Genomic DNA, 15,716 nt, shown 5'->3' with positions numbered 1-15,716 from the left:
CGCAGGCTATAAATGCCCCTTTTGAATTGTATCTGATAACCGGCAAATAATTTACGCCTGCGCGCTGGCACCCATAATTATTAATCGGCAGTGCACAAGGCACTATCACAATAGGAAGTAGAGAAATTCTCATTAAGGAAGGATGTGGTATGATAGAGGTTGTATTCGGTTACAAATTACTTTTTTATTTGAGGACAAAACAAGTATTTCTAATATTTTCTTTAATTAATTGTATTAAAAGTCTTAGAAATGTCGAATTCCTTCAAATTCAGGCACTTTTTTTACTTATGAAGACGTGTATTTTGAACTGATCCAAACGGTTGAAAACTTAACAATTGTAGTAATTCCCGATCCGAATGCAATATGCCAGGCTATTGCAGACCGAGAATTTTAGACGAGTTAATGTATTTGTTCGACAAATGATTATAAATTCATCGACGAAAGCTTCCATCTATTTATTGGGTACAATTAGCCGAACGGTCGTCCCCGAAGGGGGAACAAGCAAAAAGAGTATTTCGTCGCTAAGCTTGGAAACGGGTTTTATGTCAGTAAACAAAACAAGAGGAATAGCCGGTATGAAGCAAATCTGTGAGAAATACCAAAATTGAAGGCTCGTCGATGATCATGACATTGTATTAGCCTCATCGTGGATCAGCTAAAAAGCCGGATGACGAAGTGCAGGCTTGCAACCGTCATTTTTTGCTTTGTAACTTTCGTTTGCACTGATCGCATCTTTTAGTGACTCTTTTCAGCAATCTGAGCAACTTAAAAAGTCATGTAATCACCTCTCCCGCTAAATTCGAATTGCACTCATTCGTTCTTCGAAAACCATTTCAGCTAATTCCAACAGGCCGAAGCCCCCCGTAGAGATTAAATGAACTTCTTGTTCGCTGATCTGATAGTCCGGATTGTATCTTGTAATACTGGACCTTCTAAAAAATATATCAAGGGTTACATATGATGCCGCATTTTTTTGTTGGAATCGATATTTCAAAGCTGACGCTTGATGTTGCCATCGTAAATGGAAAAAGTGCGATCGAACTCGTTTAGGGGTTTAAGCTTAATACCCGTTAGGGGCTTAAACTAAACCGATTTTTAAACCGGTAACAAATGCCGGAAACCCGGGGACACATGAGTGAAATCAGCAACGCAGGCGCCCAACAGACTACCTCGATAAATAGCCATTGCTTTTCGCTACACTTAGTTACATTGTGCTAATATAAACCCTTTTATCAGACCATGTTCAAAAAACCATTCTCCTTTGACGGGCGCATTGGGCGCGCTGAATATCTCTATTACTACACGACTACCTGGGCTGTCCTTTTTGGATTACATATTGCCACTTTCACAATCCGTTGGGGCATTCTCGTGGTCCTTGCAGGCTGTATCCGTCTGTGTTGGTTGATGTTGGCTCAGGGAGTTAAGTGATGCCACGACACGGGCAATTCATGCGAAAAGAGATCAGAAGTTAAAAAGACGCGGCACAACACAGGCAGAGGCGGAATTTTATACCATAATGTATGGTCTCTGCCCTCTCCTGCGGACGATGAATGGCCGGAATTTTAGCTCAATTTCATAAGTCCGTCGGTGAGCGATTGCCATTGCAGCTTGGAAAACGCTTTTTCAGCGAAAAATCCGACAATTGTATTGCGGACTTTGTCGATCATCGAGTCGGTTTCTGTATTAGGCTCAATGTTGCGGTCATACACGGCCACGGTTACACGAGCGTGTTCGCGCGTAACGGTGAAAGTACTGGTGGAAGTCTGGGCGTAAAAGTGGGTCGGCTCCGCATCGCTCGAATGCGGGGCCGCCACGGGCCTCACGCGGAGGGCTACACTCTGAACATCCCCGCAATCCGCCTCTTTAATTTCTTCTATTTTTACCCAATCGTACCCGCCGGCTTCCTCGCCTCCGGGACCGGGTATATCAATACAAATCAGCAACCCCTCCCGCGCCGCGCCCGATACTGGTTGCCCGTCCGCGTCGGTAAGCGTAAATCTGGCCAGCGCCTTACCAGCCCGCTCCTGCCAGCCGTTTACGTGCAGCAATCGTGATTTAGCCAAATTGAAAAAGCCGATCGCTTCTTTCTGCTCGACGAATGTGCAGGTGCTTTCGGCTGTGATCATATCTCCTTTCTGTTGTCCGGGAATGGCCCCCGTGTAGTTCTTTTCATCCATCTCTCGGGATATTTTAAGGGACTCCGAACCGGGCCCTGAAACGTAGCAGCTGCCAAAAATAAACATGCCAGTCACCGCTTTCTTTCCCACAAACAGCCTGACAGCTCTATCCGAAGTATTTAAAGCAGGTTCGACTTGCCGCTTTTTCTCTACTTGGCAATCACGAAATCACTTGCCAGCAAATCTGTGGAGACTTTTTCACGCAAACCGAGCCGTACTGAGATTCAGCCATGAAATCCTCTATTTTAGCATTACAATCAGGCTATGTGAAAACAATTGCAATAGTACTTAGATATTTCTGCGAAAGTACGCCAGTGTTCCTGATCAAAGGGGTTCAGCGTCACTTTAGGTGAATTCGTAAGTTTTCGGGTTGAGCGGGTATGGATCATAGTTCGTAGCCAAGAAGTCACTCAGGAAACTGTGTCTATCGGATTGTTGGAGACCAGTACAGTAGGAACCTACCCGGTTTGTCAGATGTCAACCAGTCGCACACATAGTTTCTATCACCGCAAGTTGGCCGATTTATCGATGAATGGTAAACAGGTTAAGCTCTTGGTACGCCTTCGTAAATTTTTCTGCTTTTTGGCCAGCTGCCCTCGAAAAGTGTTTACCCAGATCATGTAATCTGGTTTTAAGCCTTATGCCCGACGCCTCGCTGTGTCGCGGCCCTGGGCGTTTTTCAGTTCAATCTTAGTCCTCTTCGTACTCATCGGTGATGAATAACATGACTCTTACTATTAAGAGCAGCAGAATAAGCACGATTGTAAATGATATCCATGCCTCTCTGCCGTCTAAGAACCATGATAGCACAAATCCGAGAAATATCGCACCAATAAACAGCAGCAGCTGTGACCGTATTTTTAGGCTTTTTATAAATTCCGTCACCTTATTCATGAATTGTTGTGGAGGGATAGTAGATATTTCTTTTATTTGGTATCTATTTTAAATAGAAAAATAATACCTCATGTTTCAAGAATTTTTAAGCTTTTTATGGGACCACGGCAACTTGAAATGAGAGAAAATATTGATCAGTGTTCTGTTGTTAATATTATACGGATATTAGAAAGCCGCTAATAATAAAAAAAATATATATAGTTACCCGATCGGTCCATTTTCGGCGATATTCAAGCTATTTTGCAACGCGAACCAGTGATAGATAACTACCGAGATAACAGTAATAAACCTAGTTTCATTTACCTGGAGATTTTACATATTTGTTGCAAGCTGATCCAACACTATTTTGAAAGGTCAAATGTCTCCTCCTCTTTTCAACAGAAAATAGTGTTGCCAAATATCAAGACACCGAATTGGAGTAATTCGTGGCGTTGTTGATCAAATGAAGCGAAATAATTCAATTCGTTGCATTCAGCTTTAACCGGATTGGCGCCCAGTCTAACGCGATCTATCGCGATTCCCTCGGGCAACTTTGGATCGGGACATCGGGTGGACTTCTATTAGTAGGCAATAAAAAGAGACGCTCTATTCGCTATACCAGGGCTCACGGGCTTTGTGATAACAATATCGTGGGCCTTATACCCGGCCCCGATGGAAAAATCTGGATTTCTACGATGAACGGTATTTCCAGGCTGGACCCTGCGACCAAAAAAATCAAGATACTTTCAGAATACGATGGAACGCCGTTCCCCAAGTTCAGCCGGAATGCGGCCCTCAGGCTCAGGACCAGGGATATGGCCTTTGGAGGAAATGAAGGATTCTATTTGTTCAATCCCTTCCAACTTGCTACCCGTCAACGAAAGCTTTCGCCGCAACTCACCCACATTCTCATCCGCGGGAAACCCATAGAGGCCTTCCCCGATTTGATCACCGGCAGAGATGGGGACGATATCCGGGAAATAAGCATTCCCAATGACCAAGCGGACCTGACTATCGACTTTGTAACACCGGAGTTCATCATGCCCAGGCAGGTAATGTATTCCTATCTTCTTGAAGGGTTTGATAAGAGCTGGAGCGCCCGATCAACTATCAAATCAGCGCGCTACTCCAATTTGCCTGACGGGTCTTATTTCTTCCGGGTCCGGACCGGCTTTGACGCAAATCCATCGGAAAAAGAAAAACAGTTGGTTAAAATCACGGTACTTCCACCCTGGTACAGAACGTGGTGGGCTTACACACTTTATACCCTCCTGTTGACTGCTTTCATTTTTTTTATTGTACGCTTCTTCTGGCTGCGTACCATGCTACGATATGAGCATGCATTGTATCAGGCAAAACTCGACTTTTTCTCAAACATCGCACACGAAGTCAGGACCCACATCATGTTAATATTGGGGCCTGTCGAGATGATCCTTTCTAAAAACTACGATGAGTCAAAAACACGCTCTGGCCTTACCTCCGTAAAATCCAATGGTGAAAGACTTTTGCGGCTTGTAAATGAGCTCCTGGATTTTAGAAAAGCGGAGGTTAGTGCTCTTTTCCCTCAGGTGAAAGAAAACGAGCTGGTATCCTTCCTCCCGGACATTTTTGGCTCTTTCACCCAGCCTTCCCAAGCCAATGAAATAACATTTGAATTTATGGCGAACCAGGAGAAAATCTTGGCACCTTTTGATCCCGACCAATTGGAGAAAGTAATCTTTAACCTGCTTGTCAATGCTTTTAAATTCACCCCGCGTGGAGGCAAAATTGAACTTTCTGCAGTTTCCGGAGAAGGTTTTGTTGACATCCGGGTCAAAGACAACGGGAAAGGGATCGCGCCCGAGAATCTCAAAAACCTGTTTGTCAATTTCTTCCAGGTAAACGAGCTCGGAAGCAAAAACAGCGGGTTCGGCATAGGCCTGGCCCTTTCAAAAAAGATTGTCAAGCAGCACGGCGGCACCTTAACTGTTCAAAGCACTCCGGCTACTAACACCCGTCCGGGCGGTTCCGCCTTTACAGTCCGTCTTAACAAAGGCGTATCCTGAAACCTTAAGCTATGGCAGTTTTCTTTCAGTCGCACCTGCGAATACCGCATAGGTACCAGAACACACTACTGATTCTTATTATTGAAGGGGCCGCGGTCACAGTGGCAGCGGCCCTTCAATAATAAGAATCAATTAGACAAAATCCATTGCCAGGCAATAGCATTATGGTTGGTGCTCAGCCAGCGTCTGGTATGTTGGGCTCAACCAGCTTCGTAAGTTTTTCCAGGGACTCCTGCCAGCCCAGGTAACACATTTCGGCTGGTATTGCGGCCGGGATTCCTTCCTGCAAGATTTTGAGCTCTGTACCAACCAAAGTTTTCGTTAGCCAAACGGATGTAACCATTTCACCCGGCAGGTTCGGGTCATCGAATTTATCTGTATACCTGAGCAGTTCGTTCGGTTTGACTTCAAGGTATTTGCCACCGAATGAATGGCTGTTGCCGGTAGAAAAATTATGAAAGGACATCCTGAACGAACCACCGGGCTCTGCATTCAATTCATGAACAGTGCAAAGAAAGCCGTATGGCGGAAGCCATGAAGCCAAGGCCAGGTCCTGTGTAAATGCCTTGTAGATTTTTTCAGGGGATGCCTTGATAACCCTGTGCAAAGAAACGCTGTTTGTTGACATATGATCGTGTTTTAAGGTCCTACTCTTCTGGCTTTTCGGTGACTCCCGTTTTTTAAAGTGGTACTGCTCCACTGAGCTTTTACGATAATTACAACAGCACAAAGATGACAATAAAGTATAGGCCTGAGGGAGGGAGTTTGCGACAATTGCGGGGGTTGTTTACGGCACACCACTTGTAAGCAGAGACAGGCAACAGCAGTAGTAGTAACGGTTGCGGCTTTGAGAACCCTGTCAAATTTGGTATTGAAGAATGATGATTACCAACTTGTCGAAATTTTGACGGCTGCTTAGGGAGCTATAAGCCTCTACTCATCAAACGCCGCCCAATGTGAAAAATACGGTGCCACGTACATCTGCCGACAGACGCCGCTGGTTCCGAGGTAGGATTCCCCGGAGTTTCCACACAAAACGCAGGAATTATACCCGTCCACCAGATCTGGCTGAGCATGTCATGGGAAGGTTAAAATTACCTAACTCTCTCTGATGGAAAATTGGGTATGCGTATCCTTTCGATTAGCTTGTCATTGGTGGGGGAATTTATGTCATCAACCGGTTTTATGGCTTCAAGCCTCGTTCAGAAAGAAAAATGCATTGAATGAGGTTAAACTGATTTTCTTTACCAATATGTATCGCGGGAGTAGCACGCGCCACTGTCTGACCAACGGGCTGCTGGAAAAACGCATCAGCAGTTACATGAAAGAAGAGCAACAGCCTAAGCCACCTTCGGCAGAGCGAAGTCGCGAGGAGAGTGGACTGATCATCGATGCGCCTGGTTGGGAATGAGATAGCCAATTGAGGCGTGCGGCGAAGGTTATTGCAGGCATGAATGGCTCGTTCGACGGAAGTGCTTGCCGCTGAAAAAGAAAGAAAAACTCCTAGCCTAAAATCCTCTTTTAGAGTTCGCAACATACGTTCGACCATCGCGTTTTCGTCACCGGGCGCCCCCGTTGGATCGCCGCTTTCAGCCATTCTGATGGCCACGTTTTCATTTCTCAAGCGGTTGGCGTATTTCCAGGAACAGCGCTGCACGCCGCGATCGGACCGGGTCGCCGGAGCGATGAGAATAGATCAGTGGTTGCGAGGGGTTCGTCCTGGAAAAGGGCCGTGTCCAAAGCCTGCACCGATCCCTGCTCCTGCGTGGTTCTGTCTAGGTGCCAGCCGACAATTTCCCGGGAATAGGCATCCCAGGATAACCGATAAGATAAACGAAGCGGGAACCCAATGGGATATACGAGCGCCCGGTGGCCTGACCAAAGCGTATTGGAACGGTTAGGCACAGTATTCTAACGATAGTCATCTGCCACCGAATCCCAAAGCGTGTCCAGTAGAAGAGCCCATCCTCCCTAACTAGCTTTGTTGCTGAAAAATCTCTTTGTAGATCTGCTGGATCAGGGAGAATTCTTCCTCATACAGTTTTGGGAAGTTGCTTTTTCGCCGGTTGGGAAACACTCCCTTGTTCTGATACAAAAAAATAATAAGTTGATCCAGGTCCCTATCAGGCATATCGATCCTGTTTTGAATCGTTGCTTTTAACTCATCATATTTCTGAAGGAAGCTGAGCTCATCAGACATATCCAAAGAAATTGCTTCGCTGATTACCTTTGACAAATAGATACATTGATAAGTGAGATCCGGATACCGGAAGTATGCTTCTACCTCGGGTGTGTTGGTGATACTGACTTCTCCGTCTGACGAAGACTTATAGCGCACCCTTTTCATTAAAGGCCTCGAATAAGTCTCGAGCGCAGCATCGTAGTCTTGTATCCGATGGATCATGCGGGCAGATACGGGTATGATCAATCCTTTCTGGACAACACCGTCCCTTGCCAGTATATCATGAATCAGAAAGCGGTGGAGCCTGCCGTTTCCATCTTCGAATGGATGAATAAATACAAACCCAAAAGCGATCATCGCTGCCCTGAGAATCGCATGGTTCCCTTCCGATTTCCTCTCGGTTTCCTTCAGACCGGACATCATCGACGTTACCAGATCAGGTGGCGGGCAGATATAATGGTAGATCTCGCCGTACTGTAAAGTCGTCTGCCCAATGTAATTCTGAAAATCCCGGTACTTTTGGACTGCAAAGCGCTCATCCACTATCGCATTTTGCAAAACTGTCAAATACGCTTCGCTCAGGGTTTAATCTGCCGGGACTGTCCCTACCTTGCTTAGCAGGGCGATAAAGCGGTCCATTCTATCCGATGGTGGACTTTCCCGCTCTATTTCGTAGGAAGATTTCGTCTCCTTTCGGTACAGGTATTGCGCTGCACGGTGAAATATTTTCGCGGAATACTCTGCTTTCAGCCGTTCGATCTCAGCTGTCAGGTCCAGGTTCAGCGCTTGTTGCAACGCTGTTGTTTTCCTGATTATCGGGCAAAAATTCCGGTCGCCCAACAGGTTGTCATTGATCCGCCATCTTGCATTTTTTATGACCTTCCCTGTTATGTATTTTTCCTCTTCGAGAAGGTCGACATAATTCCCTGAAACCGGCAAAGATCGCTCCACTTCCCTATTCGTCAGCCATTCGTATAAAAAGCCGATCTTTCGGGTATATTTCCCTGATGGTCGGGAATGGATGAAGGCAACTAACTGACTGGCGTCAATTTTCTCGAATACAGCACGGTAAAAGTCCAGGCTCAGATCGTCGTACTTAAGGGCAAATTCAAGATGCGTCATTGGCGAATCTGCTTCGGGGGCGTATTTGGAGCCAAAGGTCTGGATGACATCGCCATTAGCAGCCAATTCTATACGATCACGGCTTCCGATATATGACTTGTGGGTGATCTGATGCTCCCGGAGATTAAAATAATCCCGAAGCCACAATGCTCCGGCCGCTTTAATAGCCATATACTATGCTGTAAAATCGTTTCTCGTCATGGTAAATTTAATAAATTTCCTTATTCATGCTGTAAAAACAATAAATCCATAGATTCCAGCTTGCGGTAAAATGATTTGACGGGCGGGTAATTGTATTAAGTAAGTAGCTTTCTGCTGTAAAATAGCTAAACCACCGATTAGGCAGGACGTCTGAAAAGAGCCCCGCTTTGACCTCCCCTTAATTACAAACTGTCTGCACAAAAGACCTACATTTGTCTCATCAAAGAATAAATATGAAAACTGATTGACCCTCCCTGGCCGCGCATTCGACATCGGCGTACGAAGGTAAAGTCCCGAAAACCGATGACTAAGCCATACACGTATGATGATTCAATGCATCTTGAACATGGCGCATTAATTGGGTGAACATTTCATAGCTGGATTGTGCTGCGCTTTGAAGCAAATCTTTCTCGCTTGGATGTCGATAAGGTTTTTTGAATATCCAGTGAGGCCCAGCGCTTTAGTGTATGCATCGTTTACATCTTCTTCACTAGTAGCATATTTAAGTCGATCGCATAATTTATTTACAGAGGATTTAGGCGGTAAATGCACTTAAAGACTTAGTCAAGGTAGTTAAACCAGAAAGGGAAGCTTAAACGCAGCTTCACCTTTGACGAGTTTCCGGCCATTTATCTCAATTGCACCGATATCCTAATCGCTACAGCCCATTCCAACAAGATGGCTATCTGACTGAATTTCCGGAATTTTAGGCAGCTGTGCAAAGATTGCGGCCGCGAGCAGACCGACGTAATCATGAATATCGTAGAGGCAATATTGTCTCCGGGCAGGTCGCGGAAGATACTGCCAAACAGCAGTCGGACGCTGCGGAAAGATGATGCAGGATCGGCAAAGCCCATCTATTATCGGCTAGGAAAGCCGTAAAGTCGAAATCATAATAAAAATTAAAATTGTTCGTGACTATAAACTAAAATTAATTCCCTGGTTTCAACCCGCAAAGTGCCGATAAATTGCGACATTTCGCCCCGAGCTGACGGTAAACTATGACCACCCGCATAGTCAATCCGCAGCATCAGCCCGTATTACCGGATACTGCACCATAACATGAACAGCGAACAGGAACTTTGGAGGGCTTTTCAGGAAGGAGATGAAGACGCGTACACCGGTCTGTACCGTCAGCATCTGCGGGCTATGTACCGCTACGGACTGAGCCTGGTATCTGTTTCGGAGGCCTTCGTTCTCGACTGCATTCACGACGTCTTTACAGAAATCTGGATTCGCCGGGCCCGGCTTTCGGTTCCGGAGAACGTGCGGCATTATCTTTTAAAAGCACTTAAAACCAGAATGCTACACTTGCTCAGCCGGAAAGAAAAAGCCTACATGGGCTTCTCTCAGCAGGAGTTTGACGAGCTCTGGCCGGAGCCGTCCGCCGAAGACCTCCTGATTTTGAATGAAGAATCCAGAAACCGTACCGAACGTATAGGCAAGCTCATAGACCTGCTGCCACACCGCCAGCAAGAGGCCATCCGCCTCCGCTTCGTAGAAAATCTCGACTATGGCGAAATCGGTGAAATGCTCTCCGTCAACCGGCAGTCGGCGCAGAATCTCGTGTTCCGGGCACTGGAAAAATTGCGCGGCTGGCTCCAATAGACCGTATTTAATATTGCCTTTTTTAAAAACAAAAAAATTTTCGTTTTCCTCCGAGTATGATTCGCAAGACATTGTTATCTACTGACAAACAATCGCCAAAAACCTGTGAATCCAGATTACTCCGCCTTCGGGACCGTCGACTTTGCTATTGATGAGCGGTTTTTGTCACATTATTCCAAACCAGATGCTGATTCGGAACAATTCTGGAGCGACTGGCTCACAGCGCATCCGGCCAAGGAACCGGAATGGCAGGAGGCCCGTCGCCTCCTCGAAGCCGTCACGCTCGGCCTGAGCGACTATGCCCGCACCTACGTGTCCGAAGAAGTCGAAGCCGAACTGCTCGCCCGCATTCAGGCTACGAACCGCATCAACAGCCAGGCGGGACGCACGAGAACAATCCCTTTCGCCCGAATAGTGGCCGCTGCATCCATTGTAATCGCATTGGCCGCCGGCAGTTTCTGGTTCCTGGGAAAATCCCGCGGAAGCCGGAGCCCGTATGCAGAGCAGCTCGCCAGGATATCCGGAGTGATGATTGAGCGGGTCAATGATAGCGGGACCCCGCAAACATTCATACTGTCCGATAGCAGTAAGGTAACGCTCTCTCCCGGCAGCCGGATCAGCTTTCCGAAAGACTACGGAACCCACAGCCGCCCTACCTGGCTCTCGGGTCGGGCCGTGTTCGACGTTACGCGAAATCCCGGCAAACCGTTTCTCGTATATTCCGGGGAGGTAGTAACCAAAGTGCTCGGCACGAAGTTCGAAGTAAGCGCATTCGAGCACGATCGCGAGGTGACGGTCAGCGTCGTCAGCGGACAGGTGTCGGTATACGAACGCAAAGAAAAAACCAGCAATACGACCGCCTCCACCCATTCGGGCGTATTGCTTGTTCCCAACCAGCAGGTGGTGTTCATACGGCAGACCGGTCAGTTCAACAAAGCGCTGGTGAGCAACCCATCGATAATAGACTCAGGCGAAGCAAGCTTCATTTACGACGAGCAGCCGGCGGCAAAAGTCCTTGACGATATCGCCAGGGCTTATGGGGTCGATATCGTATACAGCAGGGAAATGCTCGAACATTGCGCTCTTACGGCCGATCTGGCCCGTGAAACCCTTCAGGAGAAACTGGATATCATCTGCCGATCTATTGACGCGGATTACGAGATCGTGGAAGCGCAGATTATTATCAACTCCGGCGGATGCAAAGTCAACTAAACCCATTTACACCCTAACCCTAACCCTAACCCTAACCCTGCCTATGCTTCAATAGAATACTTAATCTCATTGCTAAAAAAGCCAACGATGCTTGCTCCATCGTTGGCCGGTTGTCCCGATGAACGGTCTGCTGGACCGGCGGGAAGCTTTTGCCCGAATTTTTGACCAACACGAACAAAAACGTCCAAAAGTATGAAACAATCCAGAGTTTTATTATTCCAATGTATGAAAATATCGTTGGTTCAGATATTTCTGTCATGTGCCTTTCTCGGTGTCAGCTGGGCGAATGATCTGTCTGCCCAGGAGCTGCTGAGCCGCCGGCTGACGCTCCATGCGAAAGACAAAAAAATAAAGTCGGTGCTGAAAGAAATCGAGGAGGCGACCGACGTACGCTTCTCTTACAGCCCTCATGTGATACAGGCCAGCCGCCCCGTTTCCATCTCGGTGGAGAACGCGGCGCTGGCGCTGGTGCTCAAACAATTGTTCGAGCCGCTGTCCATCGGTTACGACGTATCAGGCCGTCAGATCATCCTTAACCAGGTTCCCAAACCCACCCATGAGCGAACCGAGAAGTCCGACGTACCGCTAGACCGCCGTATTGAAGGGACCGTCACCGACGAAAAAGGCTCCCGGCTTCCGGGGGTTAGCATCATGATCAAAGGCACGAGCCAGGGCACCATCACCAACGAGTCGGGCGCTTTCGCCCTGACACTGCAAAACGACCCAAGCACACTGATATTCAGTTTCGTAGGCTATCAAAACCAAGAGATTACGGTGGGTACGGAAACCAGTCTGGCCATTTCGCTCAAAACAGACTCCAAGGCGCTGGGCGAAGTGGTGGTGATCGGCTATGGTACCCAAAAGAAAACCTCCGTCACCGCTGCTATTTCCACAATGAAAGGCGAAGACATTGCGGCAGCACCTATTACCAACCTCAGCAACGGGCTGGCAGGCCGCGTTTCAGGTGTCATCGTCAAGCAAGGTTCGGGTGAACCGGGACGCGACGGCTCCAACATTTACATCCGGGGCGTATCCTCTACCGGCGGAAACCAGCCGCTGCTGATCGTCGACGGTATCCCACGCAGTTTTCAGCAGCTCGATCCTAACACGATCGAAAGCTTTACCGTACTGAAAGACGCGGCTGCGGTAGCGCCGTATGGAGTGGCTGGTGCGAACGGTGTGGTGCTGGTTACTACCAAGAGCGGAAAAACCGGGGCTCCGTCATTGACGTATAACGGATACGTTGGCTTCCAGAACCCTACCTCAATGCCCAAATATCTTTACGGCTACGATTTTGCCACCCTCAAAAACGCCGCCGCCCGATATGCGGGACTGCCTCTGCCCTATTCCGACGAGGCGCTGCAAAAATTCCGCGACCATTCCGACAACGACGCCTACCCGGCCCAAAACGTCGTCGACGAGTTGGTCAACCGGAATGCCGTTCTGACCACCCATAATATTGAAGTCTCCGGTGGGGCGGAACGGATCCGATACTATACAGCGCTGGGTTACCAAGCGCAGGCGGGCATGTGGCCATCGACCAACAACCGTCGTTTCAATCTGGCCATTAACCTGGAAGCGCAGGCAACGAAGACAACGAAACTCTTTTTCAGTGTCAACGGCCGCATTCAGAAATCAACCTACCCCTCCATCAGCACTTCAAGGATTTTCGAGCTGATCGGGTACGCACACCCGGCTAATGGCCCCCTGCTTTTCAGCAACGGCATGAACGGCACTTACGTAACTGGCAGCATTTACAACAGCGGATATCAGCGCGTGAACACCGGCAGCCTTTTCTCGCAACTTTCAGTGGAACAAGAGTTACCATTCCTACCCGGACTGAAAGCGAAGGGTACCATTGCCTATGACCCGACCCAGGTGATGGACAAAACCTGGACAACGCCCGTCCACCTGGCCACCATCAATACGGCCACGAAGCCTTATGTCATCACCGACGGCATTTTCGGCCAAACCCAGTCGTCTCTCAACCAGGTCTACAACCTCAGCCAGCAGCTCACCTACCAGGCCAGCCTGAACTATCAGAAAACGTTCGGTAAAAACGGGATCAGTCTGCTGGGGGTTTTCGAGGCTAAATCGAACTCTAATTCCCTGCTCGGTGCCAGCCGGCGTAACTATAACCTGAACATCGACGAGGTCAACATGGGTAGCTCAAGCCAAGCTGATATGACCACGAGCGGCTCTTCAAGTCAGGGCCGGCAGGTGGGGCTTGTTTACCGGGCGACGTACGACTATGCCGACAAATACCTCATCGAGGCCAGCGGGCGCTACGACGGCAGCTACTATTTCGCACCAGAAAACCGTTTCGGCTTTTTTCCTGCATTCTCGCTCGGGTGGCGGCTCTCCGAAGAGAATTTTATCAAAAACAATTTCAACTGGATCGACAACCTGAAACTCCGTGGCTCCTACGGTGAGGTGGGAGCCCTGGCTGGTAGCGCTTTTCAGTACATGAGCACTTACAGCGTCGCCGGACCTGCCTATGTGCTGGGCGGATCAGCGGTTCAGGCCGTGCGGGAGCGCAACGAACCCAATCCCAACATTACCTGGGAAAGAGCCAAGAAAACGGACGTGGGGATCGAAGCTAGCCTCTGGCGCGGGCTTTTAAATGTAGAGGCTGATTTCTTTTATGAGAAACGCTCCAATATGCTGGTCAATCCCGATGTGATCGTTCCCGCTGAATACGGCATCGGGCTCAGCCAGGTCAATGCGGGAGTTATGCAGAATAAGGGGATCGATCTTTCGGTTGGCTCCTCCCGGCGTATTTCCAAAGACCTCCGCTTTTCGCTGTCGGGCAGTTTCACCTACGCGGTCAATTCGCTGTTGCAGGTGTTCGAAGCATCGGCTACCTACGACAACCCCAATCGTCGCCTGACCGGCAAGCCGCTAGGTACACAGTTCGGGTTTAAGTCACTTGGTTTCTTTCAATTGGATGATTTTGACGAAAGCGGCAAGCTGAAACCCGGCATCGCCACTCAGCCCTGGGGCAAGGTGCAGCCAGGAGACATCCGTTATCAGGATATGAATCAGGACGGCAAGATCAATGACGACGATCTGACACGCATAGGCGACGCTGTGGCCACCCCCAGGATCATTTACGGCATTTCACCCAGTGCCCAGTACAAATCGTTTACCCTGGACCTGCTCCTGCAGGGCGCAGCCAAAACGAACTTCTATTACCAGAACGATGCCGCGTGGGCATTCTTCAACGGAATGGGCGCGCTGCAAGACAACCTCGATTACTGGACTCCTGAAAATCCCCATGCACGTAACCCGAGGATCACTGCCGCGCCGACAACCAACAACACCCAGCGATCGTCGTTCTGGATGGGCAATGCCTCCTACCTGCGCCTGAAAAGTGCGACGCTCGCATTCCGGATGCCGCAGCCCGTTTGTGAAAAGATCCGTATGAAAGACGCACGCATTTACATATCGGGGCAGAATATCCTGACGTGGACCAAAATGCGCAACTTCGATCCTGAGGTCAGCGAGGTCAACGGCCGCAACTACCCGCAACAAAAAGTAGTTGCCATCGGCGTCAATGTTACATTCTAACACCTTTCCCGCTATGAAACTAAAAATCACTTCTACCCTGACACGGCACTTGCTGACTATGATTTTGACGGGATGCTGCTTTGCCTGCAGCAAGTTTCTCGATGTCACGCCTACCGACCAGATTTCCGACGACGGCGTGTGGACCGACACCAAAACAGCCGACTTGTTCCTGAACAATGTCTACTCCGGCCTTCCCGGCCCTTTCAACACATTCGACCCGATGGAGAATTTCACCGATAATGCGATGAATGGCGTCAACGGCCAGCCCAGCAGGGTTTTATATGCAAATTCGGTGTATACCGCCAGTAACACGCCTCATAACTGGTCGCAATATGCCAATATCCGGCGTGCCAACCTCTTCATTGAAAAGGTGACAGCCTCCAACCTCCCCGACAGCTGGAAAAAGGTACGACTGGCGGAAGCACGTTTTCTGCGTGCTTACTACTACCATCTGCTCTGGACCTACCATGGCGGTGTCCCCATTATCACCAACACGCTCAATCAGAATACCCAGGGCGATGAGATTTTCAGGGCACGAAATACCGACGAAGAGACCTACCAATTCATCGTAGCCGAATGCGCCGCCATCGCCGCGGATCTTCCGCTCAAAGCCGAGGCCGGGAGGATATCATGAGCGGCGGCACTTACGCTAAAAGGCTGGTGCGAGCTGTTTTATGCCAGCCCGCTGAAAAACCCGTCGAACGAAAAAAGCCGGTGGGAACTGGC

General features: G+C 48.8%; 11 protein-coding genes and 1 pseudogene. 7 read left to right on the top strand and 5 right to left on the bottom strand.

Annotation, left to right across the window (positions count from 1 at the left end; all coding sequences use genetic code 11):
- Positions 1–1,562: 1,562 nt before the first annotated feature.
- Positions 1,563–2,177 carry a hypothetical protein gene (locus tag AC2YIT_RS30855; RefSeq protein WP_487281749.1) on the bottom strand — a complete coding sequence of 205 codons (615 nt, stop codon included), beginning with the start codon at positions 2,175–2,177 and terminating at the stop codon, positions 1,563–1,565.
- A gap of 474 nt (positions 2,178–2,651) precedes the next feature.
- Between AC2YIT_RS30855 and AC2YIT_RS30850 the strand changes: the two genes are divergently transcribed.
- The 3 genes and pseudogenes from AC2YIT_RS30850 to AC2YIT_RS30840 all read left to right on the top strand — a co-directional run bounded on the left by AC2YIT_RS30850 (position 2,652) and on the right by AC2YIT_RS30840 (position 5,095).
- Positions 2,652–2,801: a transposase family protein gene (locus tag AC2YIT_RS30850; protein WP_487281748.1), complete on the top strand. Its 150-nt coding sequence runs from the start codon at positions 2,652–2,654 to the stop codon at positions 2,799–2,801.
- A 722-nt stretch (positions 2,802–3,523) separates the two neighbouring features.
- Positions 3,524–3,742 (top strand): annotated as a pseudogene (locus tag AC2YIT_RS30845) (two-component regulator propeller domain-containing protein); the annotation flags it as partial.
- Between the two features lie 3 nt (positions 3,743–3,745).
- Positions 3,746–5,095, top strand: a complete 1,350-nt coding sequence (locus AC2YIT_RS30840; protein ID WP_487281747.1) for an ATP-binding protein — start codon at positions 3,746–3,748, stop codon at positions 5,093–5,095.
- Positions 5,096–5,270: 175 nt separating this feature from the next.
- On the opposite strand, the gene AC2YIT_RS30835 is transcribed toward AC2YIT_RS30840, so the two are convergent.
- The 4 genes from AC2YIT_RS30835 to AC2YIT_RS30820 all read right to left on the bottom strand — a co-directional run bounded on the left by AC2YIT_RS30835 (position 5,271) and on the right by AC2YIT_RS30820 (position 8,570).
- Entirely contained in the window at positions 5,271–5,723 is a 453-nt protein-coding gene (locus AC2YIT_RS30835) for an SRPBCC family protein (protein WP_430851704.1), read from the bottom strand.
- 555 nt (positions 5,724–6,278) lie between these two features.
- Positions 6,279–6,719: a hypothetical protein gene (locus AC2YIT_RS30830; RefSeq protein WP_487281746.1), complete on the bottom strand. Its 441-nt coding sequence runs from the start codon at positions 6,717–6,719 to the stop codon at positions 6,279–6,281.
- Between the two features lie 351 nt (positions 6,720–7,070).
- A complete protein-coding gene (locus tag AC2YIT_RS30825; protein WP_487281751.1) occupies positions 7,071–7,859 on the bottom strand; it encodes a Fic family protein in 789 nt (262 codons plus the stop codon).
- A 3-nt stretch (positions 7,860–7,862) separates the two neighbouring features.
- Positions 7,863–8,570 carry a hypothetical protein gene (locus AC2YIT_RS30820; RefSeq protein ID WP_487281745.1) on the bottom strand — a complete coding sequence of 236 codons (708 nt, stop codon included), beginning with the start codon at positions 8,568–8,570 and terminating at the stop codon, positions 7,863–7,865.
- Between the two features lie 1,092 nt (positions 8,571–9,662).
- On the opposite strand from AC2YIT_RS30820, the gene AC2YIT_RS30815 reads away from it, so the two are divergent.
- From AC2YIT_RS30815 to AC2YIT_RS30800, 4 genes are all read left to right on the top strand, one after another.
- A complete protein-coding gene (locus tag AC2YIT_RS30815) occupies positions 9,663–10,208 on the top strand; it encodes an RNA polymerase sigma factor (RefSeq protein ID WP_430851696.1) in 546 nt (181 codons plus the stop codon).
- Positions 10,209–10,313: 105 nt separating this feature from the next.
- The gene (locus tag AC2YIT_RS30810) at positions 10,314–11,420 is read left to right on the top strand and encodes a FecR family protein (protein WP_487281744.1); all 1,107 of its coding nucleotides are present in this window, start codon (positions 10,314–10,316) and stop codon (positions 11,418–11,420) included.
- A gap of 225 nt (positions 11,421–11,645) precedes the next feature.
- Positions 11,646–14,990, top strand: a complete 3,345-nt coding sequence (locus AC2YIT_RS30805) for a TonB-dependent receptor (protein ID WP_487281743.1) — start codon at positions 11,646–11,648, stop codon at positions 14,988–14,990.
- Positions 14,991–15,003: 13 nt separating this feature from the next.
- A complete protein-coding gene (locus AC2YIT_RS30800) occupies positions 15,004–15,624 on the top strand; it encodes a RagB/SusD family nutrient uptake outer membrane protein (protein ID WP_487281742.1) in 621 nt (206 codons plus the stop codon).
- The last annotated feature ends 92 nt before the right edge of the window (positions 15,625–15,716 follow it).

It is taken from the genome of Dyadobacter sp. SRI_021, from assembly GCF_057586235.1.
This window is presented reverse-complemented; position numbering and strand designations above follow the sequence as displayed.